This window comes from Celeribacter sp. HF31 (genome assembly GCF_011806455.1).
Taxonomy (GTDB): domain Bacteria; phylum Pseudomonadota; class Alphaproteobacteria; order Rhodobacterales; family Rhodobacteraceae; genus Celeribacter.
On sequence record NZ_JAATOT010000008.1, the window covers coordinates 1 to 20,012 of the forward strand.

Consider the following 20,012-nt stretch of genomic DNA (forward strand, 5'->3'; position numbering starts at 1 on the left):
GGCGTGCGACGGCCGCCGCGCGGCGCGGTGTCCGAGGTGATGACGAGCTTGGCGCCACAGTCGTTGATGCGGTTCGCCAGCGCGTCCGGGGAAAAGCCCGCGAAAACAATGGAATGGATCGCACCAATGCGGGCACAGGCGAGCATGGCGTAGGCGGCTTCGGGGATCATCGGCAGGTAGATCACAACCCGGTCGCCGCGCATGACGCCCTGAGACAGGAGCACGTTGGCCATGCGATTCACCTTGTCGGAGAGCTCCTTATAGGTGATGTGCTGGGCGGGTTCGTTGGGATCGTCCGGCTCGAAAATGATCGCGGTTTGCAGGGATTTTTTGGCGAGATGGCGGTCGATGCAGTTGGCGGAGACGTTCAAGACGCCGTCGGAATACCACTTGATATCGACGCGGCCGAAATCGAAACAGGTCTTTTTGACCTGCGTGTAGGGCTCCATCCAGTCAAGCACTTTGCCCTGTTCCGCCCAGAAAGACACAGGGTCTTCGACGGATTGTTTGTAAAGCTCTTCGTATTTCTCCTCGGAAATCAAGGCGTTCTCCGCAAACGCGTCGGATGGCGGATAGGATGTGTCGGTCATGCTGGCTCCTCCCAAAGCTGGCCCGACCCGGCGCTTCGGGAGGGGCAATGTCTTAGATGGCCAGATATTCGGCCCTAAGCGCTTCGTTCTCAAGCACTTCTTTAGCACTACCGTCATAGACCACGCGCCCGGTGTCCAAAATCACCGCGCGGTCGGCGAGGTTGAGGGCGCGTACGGCGTTTTGTTCGACGAGAACGGTGGTGATGCCTTGCTCCTTGATGATGCGCAGCGTCTTTTCGATCTCGTCGACAATGACCGGCGCGAGGCCTTCGTAGGGCTCATCGAGCAAGAGCACTTTGATGTCACGGGCGAGCGCCCGGGCGATGGCGAGCATCTGTTGTTCGCCACCAGAGAGCGTGATGCCCTCTTGCTTGCGCCGCTCGCGCAGGCGGGGGAAGAGATCGTACAGCCGATCCAGAGACCAGCCGACGGGTTCGACGATCTGCGCCAGTTGCAGGTTTTCCTCCACCGTCAGGCCGGGGATGATGCGGCGATCTTCCGGCACCAGAGCGATGCCTTCGACGGCGGCCTCATAGGAGGTTTTCGTGTGCAGATGTTTGTGGTCGAGCCAGATCTCGCCATGGGTCACCGCAGGGCTGTCGAGCCGGGCCAGCGCGCGCAAAGTAGAGGTCTTGCCCGCGCCGTTACGGCCCAGAAGGGCAAGGATTTCGCCCTCGTGGATGTTAAAGGTGACGCCCTGCACGATGTAGCTTTCGCCATAGTACGCATGCACATCCCAGGCAGAGAAAAACGCGGGCGCAGTGCTGGCGTGGTTGGCATTCGGGTTAAAATTGTCGCTCATCTTTTACACCTGCTGCGTTTCGCCCAGATAGGCTTCTTTGACTTTGGGGTTGCCCTTGATATTGTCGGGGGTGTCCTCCACGAGCGGCGTGCCTTGGGCCAGAACGGTGATCCGGTCGGCCAGGGAAAACACCACATGCATATCGTGCTCGATGATCGCGATGGTGATGTCGCGTTTCTCTTTGATCTCTTTGAGCAATGCGATGGTGTTATTGGTGTCGGCCCGCGCCATGCCCGCGGTGGGTTCGTCCAGCAACAGGAGTTTCGGTTCCTGCACCAGACACATGGCGATCTCCAACCGCCGCTTGTCGCCGCGCGACATGGAGGACGCAATCATCTCGCGTTTCTCCAACATGCCGACGTCTGCGAGCATGGCTTCGGCCTTAGCGATCAGCTCGGCCTCTTCTTCGATGCTCTCGATGGCATGCATCCGAAAGGCGCCGTCGCGTTTGGCGAAACAGGGGATCATCATGTTTTCCATCACCGTGAGATCGCCAAAGATTTCAGGGGTTTGGAAGACGCGGGAAATGCCCAGCTGGTTGATCTCATGCGGTTTGCGGCCCAGAACCGAGGTGCCCGCGAAGGTGACGGAGCCCTCATCCGGGATGAGTTTGCCGACGAGACAATTGAGGAGCGTCGATTTCCCCGCGCCATTCGGGCCGATGATGGCGTGGACGGTGTTTTCCTCGATGGAGAGATTGACGTCGCCCAGGGCCTGAAGGCCGCCGAAGCGTTTGCCGACGCCTTTGACTTCAAGAATTCCCATGTGTGGTCCTCCTGACTGTGGTGTCCAAGCCGTGCGGTCGACTGACCGGGGGCTGGCGATAAGAGGTTTCAGCGGTGTGCTTTATGTTGGCAAAATCCGAAAAACACTGAATCGGTGTGGTGCTTTGCAAATCGCCAGACCGAGGGACGGGCCATGCTGAAAGCATGCGATTGGCGCATGCCCGATGGCGCGGCGGCCTGCGGCCTTTGTTTCGCGCCGGGGTCGGGAGTGAGGTCATTTTCATTCTCCTGCCACACGTTTGCCGGGGCCGGGGCGGTGCTCCGGGTCCGGGTCATCGTATTTGTCGCGCTTTTGCGAGCCATGTTTGATCCGTTTCGACAGCCGCCGCAGCCCTTCGATCAGACCGCCCGGCAGGAAGGTCACGACCAGCATGAAGGTCACGCCAAGGGTCAGGTGCCAGCCCTCGCCGGTAAACCGCGCGAAGATCCAGATCACCACATCTTCCACGCCGTCGGGCAGCCAGTGAAACCAGCCATGGAGCACGCTCTCGTTGATCTTCGAGAAGATGTTCTCGAGATATTTGATCACGCCTGCGCCCAGAACCGGCCCCATCAGGGTGCCTGCGCCGCCCAAGATGGTCATGATCACGACTTCACCGCTGGCCGTCCAAAGCATCCGGTCGGCGCCCGCCAGCGGGTCCATCGCCGCCAAAAGCCCGCCCGCAAGCCCGGCATACATGCCGGAAATCACGAAGGCCGCCAAAGTGTAGGGTTTGGGATCAAGGCCGGTGTAGGTCATCCGCTGCTGGTTCGATTTCACCGCGCGCAGCATCATGCCGAACGGAGACCGGAACAATCGGATTGCGACGTAAAAGGCCAGGATCGCGATGAACGCGCAAAAGTAATAGCCAACATTAAAGGTGAACACCCGGCCCAAAGCCTCCAGTTTATAAGAGGAATTCATCGCGAGGCCGAAGATGTTGGTCACAGGCAGCGAGCTACCCTCGACAGCCCCGTCGAGGATGCGCGGATCATCGAGGGCAAGCTGCAAGCCGGTCTCGCCATTGGTCAGAGGGGTCAGCACCGAATAGGCCATCTTGTAGGACATCTGCGCGAAGGCCAGCGTCAGGATGGAGAAATAAATGCCCGACCGGCGCAGCGAGACATAGCCAATGGCGGCGGCGAAGAGGCCGGACACGAGCATGGCCAAAAGGATCGCGGGGATCACATTCATGGTCAAAAGTTTCATCATCCAGACGGCGGCATAGGAGCCGATGCCTAAGAATGCCGCGTGGCCAAAGCTGAGATAGCCGGTGAGGCCGAAGAGGATGTTGAACCCGACCGCGAAGATGCCGAAAATGGCGATCTTCTGCATCAGATCGGGATAGCCGCCGTTGAACTGCGCCAGCTCCGAGCCTTCGGCAAAGGGTTGCAACAGGATCGGTGTCGCGATGGTGAGCGCGATCACGATCAGCAGGAAAGAGCTGTCTTTTTTGTTAAGCCCGAACATATTTTAGTCCTCCATCACGCCTTTTTTGCCCATCAGACCGCGCGGACGGGTCAGAAGGATCACGATGGCGACGACATAGATGATGATCTGGTCGATGCCGGGAAGCACCGACTTGACGGCATTCATCGACGAGAAACTCTCTAAAATGCCCAAGAGGAAGCCTGCCGCGACCGCACCGGGAAGGCTCCCCATGCCGCCGACCACCACGACGACGAAGCAGAGCACCAGAAAATCCATCCCCATGTGATAGTTTGGCGAGAGGATCGGCGCATACATCACCCCCGCCACGCCTGCGACCGCCGAGGCGAGCCCGAACATGATGGTGAACCGCCGGTCGATGTTGATGCCCAAAAGCCCCACGGTCTCGCGATCTGCCATGCCGGCGCGCACAACCATGCCAAAGGTGGTGAATTGCAAGAATGAGAACACGGCGCCGATGACGACAGCGGCAAAGCCGAAATAGATCAGGCGCCAGTAGGGATAGATGATCATATTCGGATCGAACCCCAGCATCGCGCCGAAATCGAAGGAGCCCTTGAACGCATCGGGCGCCGGGGTCGAGATCGGGTTGGCGCCGTAGAAATACTTGATGATCTCCTGCAACACGATCGCCAGACCAAAGGTCACGAGGATCTGGTCGGCATGCGGCCGTTTGTAGAAATGCTTGATCAGCCCGCGTTCCATGGCAAACCCCACCGCGATCATGATCGGAATGGAAAACAGGATCGCCAGAGGCACCGACCAGTCAATCAAGGCATGGCCAAACTCGGGGCCGAACCAGGCCTCGACATAGGGCGTCTTGACCTTGGCCGGATTGCCGAGGAAATCGAGTTTCTCCGGGTCAATCGTCTCGAACGACAGGTTCAACAGCTTGGACAGCGTGACGGCACAAAAAGCGCCGATCATGAAGATCGCGCCATGGGCGAAATTGACCACGCCCAATGTGCCGAAGATCAAGGTCAGCCCCAGCGCAATGAGCGCATAGGCCGAGCCCTTGTCCAGCCCGTTGAGCAATTGCAGAAGGATGGTTTCCATGGTTCCCCCCGGGAAGTGCGCCAAACCTCACCCGGTCTCGCGGGAGAAATCCGCAAGGGGCCCTTTGGTTTGACTGTAGTGTGGAATATGGGCGGCCCGCCGCTCTTACGGTTCGGGCCGCCTCTTGCCTTTAGGGGAAATTTCCCGAGAGAAATCCCCGCGCGTGAAACGGCTTAGCCCGCGTTACAGGCGCCCAGTGCGCCGCCTGCGAACATCGGGTGATCCGGGGCGTAGGTGACCTGAGACGCCGGGGTGACCTCGACCACTTCCAAGAGGTCGAACTCGGAGGTCGGGTTCTCTTTGCCGCGCACCACGAGTACGTCTTTGAAGCACTGGTGATCCTCGGCGCGGTAGAGCGTCGGCCCGTTGCCCAGCCCGTCGAACTCAAAGCCTTCGAGGGCTTCGACGACGGCACAGGGGTTGAACGACCCGGCACGCGCCACGGCGTCCGCATAGAGCAGGGTCTGCACATAACAGGTGTGCGCGGCCTGCGACGGCGGGAAGCCGTATTTGGTGCCAAAGCTCTTCACAAAGGCCTGGGACCCCTCATCCGTGAGCGACCAATGCCAGTTGGTGGAACCAAGGATGCCCTTGATATTCTCACCCGCACCGCGCGCCATCAGACGCGAGAAGAGCGGCACGACGATCTCGAAATTCTTGCCGTTGACCATCTTTTCACGCAGCCCGAATTGCACCGCGTTGGTCAGCGAATTGACCATATCGCCGCCGTAGTGGTTCAGGATCAGCACATCCGCATCCGTCTGCAACACCGGCGTGATGTAGGACGAGAAATCGCCCGCGCCCAAGGGCGTGCGGACCTTGTTCACGGTTTCCCAACCGAGCGCTTCGGTCGCCGCCGCGATGCTTTCTTCCTGGGTCCAGCCCCATGTGTAATCCGCCGTCAGGTGATAGGCCTTGCGATCCGCACCGTAGCGCGCCGCCAACACCGGCGCCAGGGCCGCACCCGACATGTAAGCGTTAAAGAAATGACGGAAGCCATTGGCTTTCTTGTCTTTCCCGGTCGTGTCGTTGGAATGCGTCAGCCCCGACATGAAGATCACGCCCGCCTCCTGACACAGTCCCTGAACCGCGATCGCCACGCCCGAAGACGACCCGCCGGTGATCATCACCGCGCCGTCTTTCTCGATCATCGACTTCGCCGAGGCGCGTGCGGCATCGGATTTTGTCTGGGTGTCGCCGGTCACATATTCGACCTTGTGGCCCATGATGCCGTTGCCTTCCAAAACCTTCGAGCTGAAGGTGTTGAGCATGCCGCCGTCGCCCTCGCCATTGAGGTGTTCGACCGCCAGTTGATAGGCGCGCAGCTCGTCGGCGCCCTCATCGGCATAGGCGCCCGATTGCGGCACGTTGAACCCGAGCGTCACGGTGCCGCCCATCGGTTCATTGGTAAAGGCGCGGGCGCCAGAGGTGAAAATCGTCGGCAGCGCCAGACCGGCGCCGGCAACGGCTCCGGTTCTCAGGACTGTGCGGCGTGTCAGATCGGTTTTGGACATCTATATTCCTCCCAGATATTCGGCCCATAAATTCGGCGCAGGCATTTGGCCCAGATTTGGCCCAGATTTGGCCCAGATTTGGCACAGACATGCGTCCCGGGCAGGCCGCCTGCGGTCTTTCGGTGCATCGCCCGGAGTTCCTCCCCGAAGCCCGGGCGATGCACGGATCTCGTCTGTGCCAAGGTGTGAGGCACTCATTGACTGTAAACGAGATGGGGAGAGTATCGGGCATTCATCGAAAACCCATCAACAAGTGCTTTTAATTTAACACTTTTTTTGTTAATGATTAAACAATGCCATGGTATGCATTGTAAATCTGTTTTCCCGCAGGTGCAGAATACAGTGCTTTGCCTGCGCGGAAAAGCCTTGAGAAGACATCGGAATTTTGTGCTGCGTTTGAAAAACGAGTTTCACGGCTCGGGACTGTACAAGGCAATACGTAAGGGGGAGTGAGGTCAAACCATGCCGAGATCAGCGTTAACGGGCACGCGCATTCGGGAAAGACGCACACTCAAAGGCGTGAAACAGGCCGATCTGGCACGCTCTGTGGGCATCTCTCCGGCCTATCTCAACCTCATCGAACACAACCGGCGTAGAATCGGCGGCAAGCTTTTGATTGATCTGGCGCGCGAGTTGGGGGTGGAACCGGCCGCGCTCTCAGAAGGGGCCGAACTGCCGCTGATGGAGGGGCTGCAAGAGGCGGCCAGCACCAGCGGGCTGCGGCCACAGGACGGCAAGCCGGTCAGCCTGCCGGAAACCCAACGCGCCGAGGAATTCGCCGGGCGCTTTCCCGGCTGGGCGGCGCTCGTGGTGGCGCAGCGCAACCGGATCACCGCGCTTGAACGCCGGGTCGAGGCGCTGAACGACCGTCTGGCGCATGACCCGTTTCTCTCGGACAGTCTGCACGAGGTGCTCTCCACCGTGACGGCGATCCGCTCCACTGCGGGCATTCTCAACAACGCGGGCGAGATCGACCGCGACTGGCAGGCGCGCTTTCACCGCAACCTTTATGAGGACAGCCAACGTCTGGCCGACGGCTCGCAGGCGCTGGTGAGCTATCTCGATACGGTGGGCAAATCCGAGGATACGCTGGCTTCGCCGCTCGAAGAGGTCGAGGCTTGGCTGGCGGCGCGGGATTTCAGTTTGCCGGAGTTGGAGCAGGGCAAGATGCCTGATCTGTCGGGCGAGGGCGGTCTGCGCACGCCCGCCGCCCGCAGTTTGGCCCGCAAATGGGTGCTGCGCGCCCGCGCCGAGGCCGAGAAAATGCCGCAAGCCATGGTGGAGGCGATCATTTCGCGCCACGGCCCAGACCCTTCAGCGCTGGCGCAGGCCATGGGGGTGGAACTCTCAGCGGCGATGCGGCGGCTTGCGAGCCTTCCGGCGTCTGAGACGCGCCCGCCGATGGGCTTGGCGATCTGCGACGGCTCCGGCGCGCTGACCCACCGCAAACCTCTGGACGGCTTCGCGCCGCCACGCTTTGGCGCCGCCTGTCCGCTCTGGCCGCTCTATCAGGCGCTGTTGCGCCCCATGGTGCCGGTCAGACGTGTGGTCGAACAGCATAGCCAACCACCGCGCCGCTACCTCGCCTACGCCATTGCGCAACCCCAACGCCCGGAAAGCTTCGATGCGCCCGAGGTGATCGAGGCGACGATGCTCTTTATGCCTTTGGATCAGCTCGACATGGAGGTGCGCGACGGCGAGGTGCATGGCATCGGCACCTCCTGCCGAGTCTGCGCCCGCATCGAGTGCCCGGCGCGGCGCGAACCCTCGATGGTGCTGGAGGTGCCGGAGGAGGGGTGAGATCTTTGTGGTGCCCCTAGGCTATGACAAGAGACATAACGCAGATTTTATCAATTTTTTGACAGACCCCCGACAAAGCGCCATAAACTGCATCAACCAGGGGGAGAGAGGCAATTATGGGACAGCGCGTGCTCCTGATCGAGGACGAGCCGAACATCATCGAGGCGATCCGGTTCATCCTGTCGCGCGATGGTTGGACGGTGGAGACCCATGCGGATGGGGCGACGGCTGTGGCTGCGGTGGACCGCAAACGGCCGGATGTGATCATTCTCGACGTGATGCTGCCGAACAAATCCGGCTTCGAGATCCTGCGTGAGCTGCGCGAGATGCCGGATCACGCCACGCGGCCTGTCTTGATGCTCACCGCGCGCGGCCAGAAAAAGGACCGCGAGATGGCCGAGGCCGCCGGCGTGTCGCATTTCATGACCAAGCCGTTTTCCAACACCGAAATGCTTGAGGTTGTGCGGCGTCTGGCGATGCAATCCCCCGATCTGCACCCGGACAATTCCCCGGATACAAGCCATGGCTGAGGGCCGCGCGCCGCTCTATCTGGCCCGCGCGTCTTACCGGCGCAGGCGGCTGATCGACGCGCTGAGGCTCTTGCCCTTTCTCATGTTCGGCCTTTGGCTCTTGCCGCTTTTATGGGGCGGTGAGGGCACGGATCGCCCCGTCGGCGCGGGATCACGGGCGTTTTTGCATGTCTTCGTGGTCTGGGCTTTGGGCCTTTTGGCGACGATCTGGCTGTCGCGGGCCTTGCGTCGGGCGGAAGGCCCGGTCGAGGCGCTGAAGACCCCGGAAAACCCCGGCGACCTGCCGAATGAGGACGCAGGCTGATGCTGCGGTTCAACATTCTTGTCCTCGCCTGCCTCACCTATGCCACCCTGTTGTTCGTTGTGGCCTTCTGGGCCGAAAAGCGCGCCGAAGCCGGGCGTTTGGGCTGGCTGCGCTCTCCTTGGGTCTACACGCTGTCGCTGTCGGTCTATTGCACCGCCTGGACCTTTTACGGGGCCGTGGGCTACGCGGTGCGCTCGGGGTTGGAGTTCGTGACGATCTACCTTGGACCCTCGTTGATGATGATCGGCTGGTGGTGGATTTTGCGCAAACTCGTGCGGATCGGGCGGGTGCAGCGGATCACCTCTGTGGCTGATCTGATCTCGTCTCGCTACGGCAAATCGACCACTTTGGGTGTCTTGGTAACGCTTTTGGCGGTGATCGGCACGACGCCCTATATCGCGTTGCAATTGCAATCCGTGGCGCTGTCTTTTGCGGTCTTCGGCGCCAATGATCCGACAGGCGCGGTGCTGCCCGATCTCGACAAAACCGCGCTTTGGGTGGCTACCGGGCTGGCGTTGTTCACCACGCTTTTTGGCACGCGTAACCTGGACGCCAACGAGCGCCACCATGGCGTGGTGACCGCCATCGCCTTGGAAGCCATTGTGAAATTCATGGCGCTGGTGGCGGTCGGGGTCTTTGTCGTCTGGGGGCTCTCCGACGGGGTCGGGGACCTGATGGCGCGCATCGACGCTTCGCCCGTCTCACAGCATCCGATCGTGGGCACGCGCTGGATCGCGCTCACCATGTTGTCGGCGGCTGCCCTCATCACGCTTCCGCGGATGTTTCAGGTTCTGGTCGTCGAGAACTCCGATGAAAACCATGTGTTCACAGCCGGTTGGGCCTTTCCGCTCTACCTCTTTGGCATGTCGCTTTTCGTAATTCCGATTGCGGTCGTGGGCCTTCAGGTCCTGCCCGAAGGCTCCAATCCCGACATGTTCGTCCTCACCCTGCCGCTGCACTATGATCACCGCGTCTTGGCGACCCTGTCTTTCCTCGGCGGCTTTTCTTCGGCCACCTCCATGGTCATCGTCGCGGCCATTGCGCTGTCGACCATGGTGTCGAACCACATCGTCATGCCGATCTGGCTGTCGTCGCGTTCGGGCGGTGCGATGGTTTCGGGCGATGTGCGCCGCGTCGTGCTCTACGCGCGGCGCCTGTCGATCTTTGGCGTGCTGGCGTTGGGCTACCTCTACTTCCATTTCTCCGGCGGCTCAGAAGCACTGGCCTCCATCGGCATGATTTCCTTCACCGGCGTGGCGCAGGTCCTGCCCGCCATGTTGGGCGGCATTTTCTGGCGCGGTGCCACGCGGGTCGGCGCCATCGGCGGGGTGGTCATGGGTTTTGTGGTCTGGGCCTACACGATGTTCCTGCCCTCCTTTGGTGCAGCTTCCGGGTTTACGCCGGAGCTTTTGGCCCATGGCCCCTTCGGCCTCACCCTTCTGCGTCCGCAGGCCTTGTTCGGTGTCGATGGTGTCGATCCGGTGGTGCATGCGATTTGCTGGTCTCTGGCGCTCAACACCGCCATCTTCATCCTCGGTTCGCTCCTGTCCTTCCCGCGCCCGGTCGAACGGCTTCAGGGCGCGCAATTCGTCAATGTGTTCGAGCATTCCGGCTCGACGCGCGGTTGGTCGCATGGTTTTGCCGAGGCTGAGGACCTCTTGGTCATGGCGCAGCGCATTTTAGGACCCGCCGAGGCGCAGAGCCTGTTCCAATCTGAGGCGGAGGCGCAGGGCAAGGAAGGCTACCTTCCCGACACCACGCCCGCTTTCATCGAGCGGTTGGAGCGCGAAATGGCGGGCTCCGTCGGCGCCGCCACGGCGCATGCGATGCTGGGCCAGATCGCGGGCGGTGTCTTGGTCTCGGTCGAAGATCTGATGGCCGTGGCCGATGAAACCGCGCAGATGATGGAATATTCGAGCCAGCTTGAGCTGAAGTCCGAAGAGCTCGCGCGCACCGCACGGCAATTGCGTGAGGCCAATGAAAAACTCACCGCGCTCTCCATTCAAAAGGACGCGTTTCTCTCGCAAATTTCGCATGAATTGCGCACGCCGATGACCTCGATCCGGGCGTTTTCCGAGATCCTGCGCGAGGCGGGGCAATCGGGCGAGATGGACGCCGAAAGCCTTGAGCGGTTCTCCACGATCATTCATGACGAGGCGCGGCGTTTGACGCGGCTTTTGGACGATTTGCTCGATCTTTCCGTGTTGGAAAACGGTCAGGTCAGCCTCAACTGGGCGCGTGCCAACCTGCATGACGTGATCGACCGGGCACTGCATGCCAGTTCCGAGGCGGGCGGCGGCGTGCGGCTGCTGATCCGGCGCAACGAATTGTCTGAACATATCGCGATTGAGACCGACCCGGACCGTCTGGCGCAGGTCTTCATCAACCTCATCGCCAATGTGCGCAAATATTGCGATGCGCCCCGCCCTGAGTTGACGATAAACGTCCGCCGCAAAAGCGACGACCGCCTCCAGATCGATTTCATCGACAACGGATCCGGCATTCCGAAAGACAAACAGGCAGTGATTTTCGAGAAATTCTCGCGTCTGACCGATCAGGCCAAAGCAGGCGGCGCGGGGCTTGGTCTTGCGATCTGTCGCGAGATCATGGCCAATCTGGGCGGCACGATTGCCTATCTGCCGGGGCAGGGCGGCGCGGCCTTCCGGCTTGAGCTGCCTCGGGTACGGGGGCGCAACTGAGAACCGACGATCAGGCGAATTTTTGTCCTGCTTCAATGATTTGTTTACTTTAAGCGTTGAAAAAGGATCGGGAGTCCATTTGAGCGAAACCCCTGCCTGAGAGCCTGCCGCCGCCATGTCAGACGCCGACATCATTTCCGCGATGCGCCGCAAGGCGGGCGTGGGCCGTCCGCCCCCGGATGTTCAGCCCATGTCACCGGCAAAGGCGCTGCGCCTCGCCATGGCGAAAGCGGCGGAGGACACGATCGGTCTGGTGCTTCAGGTCACGGAGGTTGTTGAAGAACGCTCTGCGATTTCGCGCCTGCCCGGGCAAGTGCCCGACAATGCGCTTCTGTCGCTTCTGGAGGGGCCGAACAACGCCTATGGGCTGGCCGTCTGGGACAAGAATGCCGTCTCCGCCATTGTCGAACAACAGACCACCGGCAAGGTTTTGACCCTGCCGCCCGAGGACCGCCCTCCGACGTCCACGGACGCGGTGATGTGTTCGGAACTCTGCAATCGGGTGCTGCGTCAGTTCGAAACCCATGTCGCCGAGGTCGCCGATCCGCCGGAGGTTGCGGGGTTTCACGTTGCCGCGCAATTGCGCGAGGCGCGCTCCATCGCGATTGCCTTCGACGACGTGCCGTACCGGCTTTACCGCGTGTCTGTGAAACTCGGGCGCGGCGGGCGCGAGGGCGAGGTGTTCTTTGTCTTCCCCTATGCGGCGCCGAAGCCGAAAACCCTGGACGAGGGCGCGGGGGATTTCAGCAGCACGTTCCAGAATGTGGTCATGAAATCCGAAGCGCGTCTCGACACGGTGTTGCACCGGGTACGCCTGACGCTCGCCGATGTCACTTCGCTGACCGAGGGCATGATGATCCCGATCCCGCGCGAGGCGCTGTCGCGGGTCGAGTTGCGGGCCGATGACCGTCTGGTCAGCCGTGGGCGACTGGGACAGATCAATGGAAAACGCGCCCTGCGGGTCGTTCTCTGCGTCGAAGGCGAGGACGAAGAGGATTTGAACGGCGATATGTTTGGCGCGGGCGATATGGGCGGGCTTTCCGGCCCCTCCGATTTCCCGGCCTTGTCGGGGATGGGCGATATGGCGGGCGATGATCTGCCCGATCTCGGCGATCTGCCCGCCATGGGAGACTTGCCCGCGATGGGAGACCTGCCGCCGCTTGGTGGGGGCGACCTTCCTCCGCTGGGGGACTTGCCGCCTCTCGGAGGCATGGATGACGGCGAGGGCTTCCCGGCCATGGGCGAGCTTCCGCCACTTGAGTAAATCGCTCAGATTTTGCCCCGGATTTCGCACCGTCTGTTGATGTGAATCAAGGCTTTTCCCGGGATTTGGATTGATCCTTAAATATCAGGGAGGAGCCATCATGAGCACATATGATAAAAGACGCGCGCAATTGTTGGACCGCAAAGCCGAACTGACCGAGCGTCTCGAAGAGATCGATGCCGAACTGGAGTCCCATCAATCCAAAGACTGGGAAGACCTGGCCACCGAACGCGAAAGCGATGAAGTTCTCGAAAGCATGGGCGCCTCCGGCAAGGCCGAGATCGCGATGATCAACGCAGCCCTTGAGCGGATGGATGCTGATGAATACGGATTTTGCGCCGTCTGCGGAGAAGAAATCAGCGCAGAGCGCCTCGATGTGCTACCCTATACCCCAGTGTGCCGGGATTGCGCCGCCCGCAACGCCGCGCGTCATTGAGAGGTCGCGCTGTCCTGTGAGGAGGATACAGCGAAGCGTGATGTGACCTTGCCAAACACCATGACTTCAGGGAGGAAAGACATGACCAAAGTGACGAAAACCGATGCGGAAATCGACAAGATCGTCGATGATCTGGTGAAAGACGAAAAGACGGCAGAGGCCCTGAAAGGCAAGCTGCATCAGTCCTTTGGGGAGCCGGAGGCACATTTTGCCCACCCGGAGGCCACGAAGGACGACGATGACGACATGTGGGACAATATGCCGGTCTGAGCGCCGCAAAGGCCTGCAAATGTCTCAAGAAAGGAGCGCGCCATGGCGTTCGAAGCCCTGAAAACTCAGGTCTATATGATTCTGGACGAAATCGCGGCGCGCCCGGCGGATCGCCATATCTTGCAGGAGAGCCTGCGCGAAAAACTGGCGGAGCTTTCCGCCTTGGGCCTGCCATTGCCCGATGACCTCGTGCGTCTGGAGGCGGAGCTGGAAGAGAGCGCCGCCGACAGGATCTACCCACCGGCCTAAGACGTTTCTGCTTAAACCTGACTCCGGGTTGGAGCAGAAACGCTTTAGGTCGCAACACCCCGGAGACATCTCACACCGTGCGTTGCTCTCTCAAATCATCTTGCCTTAAGGGCATGCCCTCCGCCATGATGTGGAAAAACCTGTGGGGAACCTGTGGATAACTCCGGCGCAGCGATCGGAGTGTGACGTCAGGTGCCATCCCCGCAGCACGTCAGGGGGCGGTGAGTATGAGTGAAACCAAGCTGGTGGAACCGGGTCAGATTGGACGACAGAGCGCGGCGCATGAACCCGCCGTGGTCTTGGAGCGCGCGGGCGAGGTCGTGCTTTTGCGCCTGTCGCGCCCACCGCTCAATCTGTTGACCCAAGAGCTGCGCCAGGCGCTTTGGGACAGCTTGGCCGAGGCGGAGGCGGACCCGGAGGTGAAAGCCATCGTGCTGTCGGGCAGCGGAGCCTCCTTTTGCACCGGTTTTGCGCCAGACACACTCGAGGCACAGGAGCCCGAGCCCAGCCTCAACGCGCTTTGCGCGCGGATGTCGTCCTGTCCCAAACCTGTCATCGCCTCTTTGCACGGCTCCACGCTTGAAGGCGGGTTGGCGCTGGCGCTGGCGGCGCATTACCGCGTCATGGGCCGCGCCGCGCGTCTGGGGGCGCCCGAGATCACCTTTGGCCTTGTGCCGACAGGCGGCGTGACGCAACTCCTGCCGCGCCTCATCGGGGCTGGACCGGCGTTGGACGTGCTGCTCTCCGGGCGCCCGGTCTCAGGGCCGCAAGCGGCCAAGCTTGGCCTGGTGGACGACTTGGCGCATAAACGCGTGGGCGAGGCGGCGATGGCCTTTGCGAAACGCCTTGTTGCCGCCGGACAAGGCCCGCGTCCCAGCCAGGATCGCACCGAGGGCCTGCGCGATGGGGCCGGTTATTTCAAGGAAATTACAGCACGGCGCGAAGAAATCCGCGGCGCGCGGATCATTGCGACTGCGCGGATCATCGACTGTGTCGAGGCGGCGCTCATGCTGCCCTACGAGGCCGGGGTGCGTCGTGAAATGGTCGCCCGCGAAGAGTGTTTTGCCACCGAAGAGGCGAAAGCCCTGCGTCATGCGTTTTTCTCCGAACGCCGCGCTTCGCGGTTGATCGGAGCAGAGGGCGCCGTCCCGCGAGAGGTCAAGACGCTGGGCCTCGTGGGCTCGGGGAATTTCGCGCTCGGCATCGTGATGGCGGCCCTCGATCATGAGATCGAGGTCCGACTGCTGGGCAACTCCGCCGACCAGCTCGTGCGCGATGAGCAGCGGATCAATTCGGTCTACACCCGCGCGGTGCAACAGGGGCAACTCACGGCCGAGCAACGCGATGCGCGTCTCAAATCCCTGGTCGCGACCACGCAAATCAACAGGCTGGCCGAGACCGATCTTGTGCTCGACGCCACCGCCGGTTCGATTGACGCACGCACGCGGCTTTTGGCCCGGATCGAGGAATTCCTGCCCGAAACCTCTGTTCTGGCGACCGTCGCAGAGCGCGGCTTTGCGCGGATGGCGCAGGATCTGGCCCATCCGGAACGCTTTGTCGGGCTGCATTTCTTTGCTCCCTCACAGGCGATCCGCGTGGTCGAACTGGCGCGCTGCGACGGCGTCGATCTGACGGCCCTGGCCACCGCGCACGACTTCTTGCAGCGGATCGGCAAGGTGCCGGTGACCGTCCGCGCCCGCGATGGGTTGATTGCCAATGTCGTGCAGGAGGCGGGTTGGTCCGCCGTCGACGTGCTTTTGCTCATGGGCGCGCGGCCCGCGCGGATTGATGCGGTGATGCGGTCGTATGGCTGTGCGGCGGGACCCTGTGAAGTCATGGATGCGATCGGTCTCCCGCATATGTCCGGTGCCGTGGCGCAGTTTTTGGTCAGCGAAGGCCGCAAGGGCAAAGCCGCGGGCCAAGGGTTTTACGACTATCGCGACGACGGTGCGCGCGACGATACGGAAGCCGAAGCCATTCTGGCCGATCTGCGTCGACAAGGCGGTGTGCCGGACCTGCATCTGACGGATCAGGACATCTACGAACGCATCGTTCTGGCCGAAGCCAACGCGGGCGCGCGGCTGTTACAATCGGGCCGTGCCGAGCATCCGGTCGACATCGACGTGGTGATGATGTTGGCCAAGGGGCATCCGCGCTATCGCGGCGGTCCGATGAAGGCGGTCGATCTCATGGGGCTCTTGCATGCCGAAATGCGGCTGCGCAGCTTTGCCGATCAGGCACCGGAAATTTGGGAGCCTGCGACAATCTGGCGCGAATTGATCAAAAATGGCGATAATTTCGAAAGTTTGAACCTTCTCTGAGGGTTGTAAGATTTTTCGGGGCGATTTTTTTGACGAAAAACGCTGGTTTTCACTGATTTTTGCCGCTCTGCAGCGTGGTCAATATCTCCTTCGAAGATGCGGTTGATCGAGATCAATGTTTTCACGAATCCTCTGACATATTCCTTATCCCGAGCGCAGGGTTCCAGTGTCAGCAGTCAGACGAGGCGCCCTGCATTCCTCCCGCGGACTCTCCTTCCGATCGTCCGCGCCGTATCCTGCCTTTTGTGCGTGGGCAGAATACCATACTGGCGTCACAGGGTTTGCGTTTCTCCTGTGACGCCTCTTTTTTTGCCTGTTCCTGTCCTGTCCGGCTCTCGTTCAGCTCGTGGTAACCCTTGTCATGCCTCATGGAGCGTGCACTCTGGGGCTGGGAAAGGCAGGTTTGGATGATTTTTGAAAGCCGACCGGTGCGACTGGCGAAAGGGGCTTGGCTCGCGCGGGACATCACACTGAGCTCTGGTGCGAAAATCGCGCGCGGGCGTCGGATTGGCCCCGAAGACATCGCGGCCTTGACCATGGCCGGGATTGCAGAGATCCCGGTGGTGGAGGGGGAGACACACGATGTGCCCGCAGATGAGGCCGTCGAGCGGCTGGCCAAGGCGCTTGTGCCGCATCTGGGGGATGCCTTTTTGCGGCGCGAGCTGAGCCAATACGGCTGTCTCGACCTGATCGCCACGGCCCCCGGCGTGGTCGGTCTCGACACACAGGGCATCACCCGGATGAACCGGGTCGATGAGGGCATCGCTGTCATCACACGGGGGCAATTTCAACGCGTGTGTGCGGGCGAGCTCGTCGCGCGGCTACGGATCGTGCCGCTGGCGGTGAAACGCTCTGCCCTGTCGCGGGTGGTGAGCGAGGGCGAAGATATGATCCGCCTGCGGCCCGTGCTGGCGGAGACGGTGACGCTGATCCAGACCATTGAGGGCGGCGAAGCGGGGCAGGGCGCCGAGGCGGCGATTCGCGCCCGTCTGGCCCTTTTGGGGCTCAAATTGGCCGAGAGCCTCGTGGTTGCCCATCGCGAAGAGGCCCTCGCCGAGGCACTTTTGTCGGTCACCGGAGATGTCGTCTTGATCCTGCCTGCGCGGGCTACGGTGGACCGTCATGATGTCGCCCCCGAGGCGGTGCGCCGCGCCGGGGGCGTGATCACGCGCTTTGGCATTCCGGTCGATCCCGGTGCCTCGATGTTCGCAGGTGGGCTTGGCTCCGTGCCCATTCTGGGCCTGCCGGGCTGTGCCCGCCTGAGCGCTCTGAATGGGACGGATTGGGTCTTTGAACGGCTGGTCTGCGGGGTCAGCATCTCGGATGACGATTTGGCCGACCTGGGCGTCGGGGGGCTTTTGCCGCGCGGATAATGGCGGATAATTCATGGGCGAAATCCGTTTTCTACGGCAAGGGTCGGGATTTCCCCTTGCATGACCGTTATGCATTTGCAGAAAATTGACACATATCACTTACTTCTGTGCGTGAGGCGTGCACAGTCGCGCCAAATTCGACTTTACGACAGCCGGGGCTCCTCCCCCAGAAAGCGTGTCTCATGTCTTTGCCTCTCTCCGATATCGCCCTGACCACCATGGCGCTCTGCCTCGCGGGCGCTCTGGGTCTTTTGCTGGGTAAAATCCAAATCCGAAAGGTGGGGTTGGGCATCGGCGGCGTGCTGTTTTCCGGCATTCTCATCGGACATCTCGCCTCGCGTGCAGGGATAGAGTTCGATGGCGAGGTGATGCATTTCATCCGCGAGCTCGGCCTGATCCTTTTCGTCTACACAATCGGCATTCAGGTCGGCCCGAGTTTTTTCTCCTCCTTCGCCAAATCCGGCCTCAAATTCAACCTCGCGGCCATTGGCATCGTCTTGGGCGGGGTCGCGATGACCTTGGTGATCTATGCATTGGCCGATCTGCCCTTGCCGGTGCTCGTGGGCGTCATGTCTGGGGCCGTGACCAACACTCCGGGGCTGGGGGCGGCGCAACAGGTGCTGGGCGATGCGGGCTTTCCGGCTTCCGAGGTGGCGAATTCCGGCACGGGCTACGCGATGGCCTATCCCTTTGGGATCCTAGGGATTTTGACATCCATGTTCGTCATTCGGGCTGTGTTCAAAATCGTCCTTGAGCGCGAAGAGGCCGCCTATAAGGCGGAAAATCAAAGCGGTGAAGAGGCGCTTCCGTCGATGAACATCGCGGTGACCAATGCCAATCTCGATGGTATCAAATTGGGCGATGTGCCGGACCTTTTCGATCATGGCGTTGTGGCCTCGCGGATGAAACAGGGCGACGAGTTGGTGGTGCCGACCCGTGATGTGATCCTGCATTTGGGCGATTGCCTGCACCTCGTCGGCCCGAAAGAGAAATTGCAGGCGATGAAGCTCATTCTGGGCCGCGAGATCGACGCCGCGATGACCACGAAAGGCACGCGTCTCACCTGGTCCCGCCTCGTGGTGACCAAAGAGCGGGTCCTGGGCAAGTCCTTGCGCCAGCTTGCGTTTTTGGAAGGCAACGGGGTCACCGTCTCACGGATCAACCGCGCGGGCGTCGAACTTCCGGCGCAGGCCTCTTCGACCTTGGCCTTTGGCGACATCGTGACCGTGGTCGGCTCGCAACCCGACATCGACGCGGTGGCGCATCAACTGGGCAATGAGAACGCGCGGCTGCAAGAGGTGCATTTCCCGGCGCTGTTTTTCGGCATCGCCTTGGGGGTGCTTTTGGGGTCCATCCCTCTTGCTGTCCCCGGCCTGCCAGCGCCGTTGAAGCTGGGCCTTGCGGGCGGGCCGTTGATGGCCGCGATCCTTTTGGGGCGTCTGGGCCATTGGGGGCCGTTCACCTGGTACATGCCGCCCGCGGCCAACCATGCGCTGCGCGAATTCGGCATCGTGTTGTTTCTGGCCGTCGTCGGCATCGTCGCAGGCGATCGGTTCTTTGACACGCTTTTCCACGGCGACGGGCTCAGTTGGATGGGCTATGGCATCCTGATCACGCTGGTGCCCCTGCTGGTCGTCGGCGTGATCGCGCGGGTGGTTGGCAAGTTCAATTACCTGAGCCTCTGCGGTGTTCTGGCCGGCTCCATGACCGATCCGCCCGCGCTGGCCTTTGCCGTCTCGATGAGCAAAACGGGCGCGGCCTCGGTGGCCTATGTCTCCGTCTACCCGCTGGTGATGTTCCTGCGCATTCTGGCGCCGCAGGTGCTGGTGCTCGTGCTGGCAGGCATGGGGGCAGGGGCGTTCTAAACTGCCCAAAGAAAAACCCCGGCGCCTACAAGGCCCGGGGTTTGTCATTTCAAAAGACTCGAAATCTTAGCCCTTGGCAGGCAGCGGCCCGATCATCATGACCATCTGGCGGCCTTCCATCTTCGGCATGTTCTCGATCTTGCCGATTTCCTTGGTGTCCTCGGCCACGCGTTCCAAAAGCTGACGGCCCAGATCCTGGTGCGCCATCTCACGACCGCGGAACCGCAGGGTAACTTTCACCTTGTCGCCATTCTCAAGGAACTTGACCACATTGCGCATCTTGACTTCATAATCGTGAACATCGGTGCCGGGACGGAATTTGACTTCCTTGATCTCGATGATCTTTTGTTTCTTGCGGGCTTCGGATTCACGCTTTTGCTGTTCGTATTTGAACTTGCCGTAATCCATGATCTTGCACACAGGCGGAGTGGCATTCGGAGAAATCTCGACGAGATCCAATCCGGCCTCTGCGGCCATATCCATGGCTTTCGCGGGGTGAACAACCCCCACGTTTTCACCCTCGGCGCCGATCAGGCGAATTTCCGGTGCGCGGATGCGTTCGTTGATACGCGGTCCGGTGTCACGGGTCGGCGGGGCGTTATGCGGTCTACGGGCTATGGTAAGCTCCTGTCTGTCATTGCATTTGTGTTGCGGAAAAATAAGGCCAAACGCGCCCGCTTTCAACCCGCATTCGGCGAGTTCTCGCACATCTCCGCTTGCGGGGA

The 20,012-nt window shown here is 61.2% G+C and carries 18 protein-coding genes; 11 read left to right on the forward strand and 7 right to left on the reverse strand.

All coding sequences use genetic code 11. From position 1 onward, the window contains the following. From HCZ23_RS16300 to HCZ23_RS16325, 6 genes are all read right to left on the reverse strand, one after another. A partial coding sequence (locus HCZ23_RS16300) for an AMP-binding protein (RefSeq protein WP_167602815.1) occupies window positions 1-590 on the reverse strand: 590 nt, incomplete at its 3' end. 52 nt (window positions 591-642) lie between these two features. Next, the gene (locus HCZ23_RS16305) at window positions 643-1,392 is read right to left on the reverse strand and encodes an ABC transporter ATP-binding protein (RefSeq protein WP_167602816.1); all 750 of its coding nucleotides are present in this window, start codon (window positions 1,390-1,392) and stop codon (window positions 643-645) included. 3 nt (window positions 1,393-1,395) lie between these two features. After that, the gene (locus HCZ23_RS16310) at window positions 1,396-2,157 is read right to left on the reverse strand and encodes an ABC transporter ATP-binding protein (protein WP_167602817.1); all 762 of its coding nucleotides are present in this window, start codon (window positions 2,155-2,157) and stop codon (window positions 1,396-1,398) included. Window positions 2,158-2,397: 240 nt separating this feature from the next. After that, window positions 2,398-3,627: a branched-chain amino acid ABC transporter permease gene (locus HCZ23_RS16315; RefSeq protein ID WP_167602818.1), complete on the reverse strand. Its 1,230-nt coding sequence runs from the start codon at window positions 3,625-3,627 to the stop codon at window positions 2,398-2,400. A 3-nt stretch (window positions 3,628-3,630) separates the two neighbouring features. After that, the gene (locus tag HCZ23_RS16320) at window positions 3,631-4,662 is read right to left on the reverse strand and encodes a branched-chain amino acid ABC transporter permease (protein ID WP_167602819.1); all 1,032 of its coding nucleotides are present in this window, start codon (window positions 4,660-4,662) and stop codon (window positions 3,631-3,633) included. A 173-nt stretch (window positions 4,663-4,835) separates the two neighbouring features. Further along, window positions 4,836-6,176, reverse strand: coding sequence for a substrate-binding protein (locus HCZ23_RS16325; RefSeq protein ID WP_167602820.1), 1,341 nt, complete (start codon window positions 6,174-6,176; stop codon window positions 4,836-4,838). Window positions 6,177-6,638: 462 nt separating this feature from the next. Between HCZ23_RS16325 and HCZ23_RS16330 the strand changes: the two genes are divergently transcribed. The 11 genes from HCZ23_RS16330 to HCZ23_RS16380 all read left to right on the forward strand — a co-directional run bounded on the left by HCZ23_RS16330 (window position 6,639) and on the right by HCZ23_RS16380 (window position 19,287). Then, window positions 6,639-7,976 carry a helix-turn-helix domain-containing protein gene (locus HCZ23_RS16330; RefSeq protein WP_167602821.1) on the forward strand — a complete coding sequence of 446 codons (1,338 nt, stop codon included), beginning with the start codon at window positions 6,639-6,641 and terminating at the stop codon, window positions 7,974-7,976. A gap of 116 nt (window positions 7,977-8,092) precedes the next feature. Beyond that, entirely contained in the window at window positions 8,093-8,506 is a 414-nt protein-coding gene (locus HCZ23_RS16335; RefSeq protein ID WP_167602822.1) for a response regulator transcription factor, read from the forward strand. Then, window positions 8,499-8,810 (forward strand): hypothetical protein, encoded by a 312-nt coding sequence (locus HCZ23_RS16340; protein WP_254870352.1) that lies wholly within the window; start codon window positions 8,499-8,501, stop codon window positions 8,808-8,810. Before HCZ23_RS16335 ends, HCZ23_RS16340 begins: the two co-directional genes overlap by 8 nt. Continuing rightward, the gene (locus tag HCZ23_RS16345; RefSeq protein ID WP_175580917.1) at window positions 8,810-11,509 is read left to right on the forward strand and encodes an ATP-binding protein; all 2,700 of its coding nucleotides are present in this window, start codon (window positions 8,810-8,812) and stop codon (window positions 11,507-11,509) included. Before HCZ23_RS16340 ends, HCZ23_RS16345 begins: the two co-directional genes overlap by 1 nt. A gap of 115 nt (window positions 11,510-11,624) precedes the next feature. Further along, window positions 11,625-12,773 (forward strand): flagellar motor switch protein FliM, encoded by a 1,149-nt coding sequence (locus HCZ23_RS16350; RefSeq protein WP_167602823.1) that lies wholly within the window; start codon window positions 11,625-11,627, stop codon window positions 12,771-12,773. 100 nt (window positions 12,774-12,873) lie between these two features. Beyond that, window positions 12,874-13,209, forward strand: a complete 336-nt coding sequence (locus HCZ23_RS16355) for a TraR/DksA C4-type zinc finger protein (RefSeq protein ID WP_167602824.1) — start codon at window positions 12,874-12,876, stop codon at window positions 13,207-13,209. Window positions 13,210-13,290: 81 nt separating this feature from the next. Further along, window positions 13,291-13,479: a hypothetical protein gene (locus HCZ23_RS16360; RefSeq protein ID WP_167602825.1), complete on the forward strand. Its 189-nt coding sequence runs from the start codon at window positions 13,291-13,293 to the stop codon at window positions 13,477-13,479. Window positions 13,480-13,521: 42 nt separating this feature from the next. Continuing rightward, complete coding sequence (locus HCZ23_RS16365; protein WP_167602826.1) at window positions 13,522-13,728, forward strand: hypothetical protein; 207 nt, start codon at window positions 13,522-13,524, stop codon at window positions 13,726-13,728. Between the two features lie 227 nt (window positions 13,729-13,955). Continuing rightward, window positions 13,956-16,049 carry an enoyl-CoA hydratase-related protein gene (locus HCZ23_RS16370; RefSeq protein WP_167602827.1) on the forward strand — a complete coding sequence of 698 codons (2,094 nt, stop codon included), beginning with the start codon at window positions 13,956-13,958 and terminating at the stop codon, window positions 16,047-16,049. Between the two features lie 407 nt (window positions 16,050-16,456). Beyond that, on the forward strand, window positions 16,457-17,422 hold the full coding sequence (locus HCZ23_RS16375; protein ID WP_167602828.1) for a molybdopterin biosynthesis protein: 966 nt from the start codon (window positions 16,457-16,459) through the stop codon (window positions 17,420-17,422). Window positions 17,423-17,604: 182 nt separating this feature from the next. After that, window positions 17,605-19,287, forward strand: coding sequence for a putative transporter (locus tag HCZ23_RS16380; RefSeq protein ID WP_167602829.1), 1,683 nt, complete (start codon window positions 17,605-17,607; stop codon window positions 19,285-19,287). A 66-nt stretch (window positions 19,288-19,353) separates the two neighbouring features. Here HCZ23_RS16380 and infC read toward each other — a convergent pair whose 3' ends face one another. Then, window positions 19,354-19,905, reverse strand: coding sequence for a translation initiation factor IF-3 (gene infC, locus HCZ23_RS16385; protein WP_167603018.1), 552 nt, complete (start codon window positions 19,903-19,905; stop codon window positions 19,354-19,356). Between the last annotated feature and the right edge of the window lie 107 nt (window positions 19,906-20,012).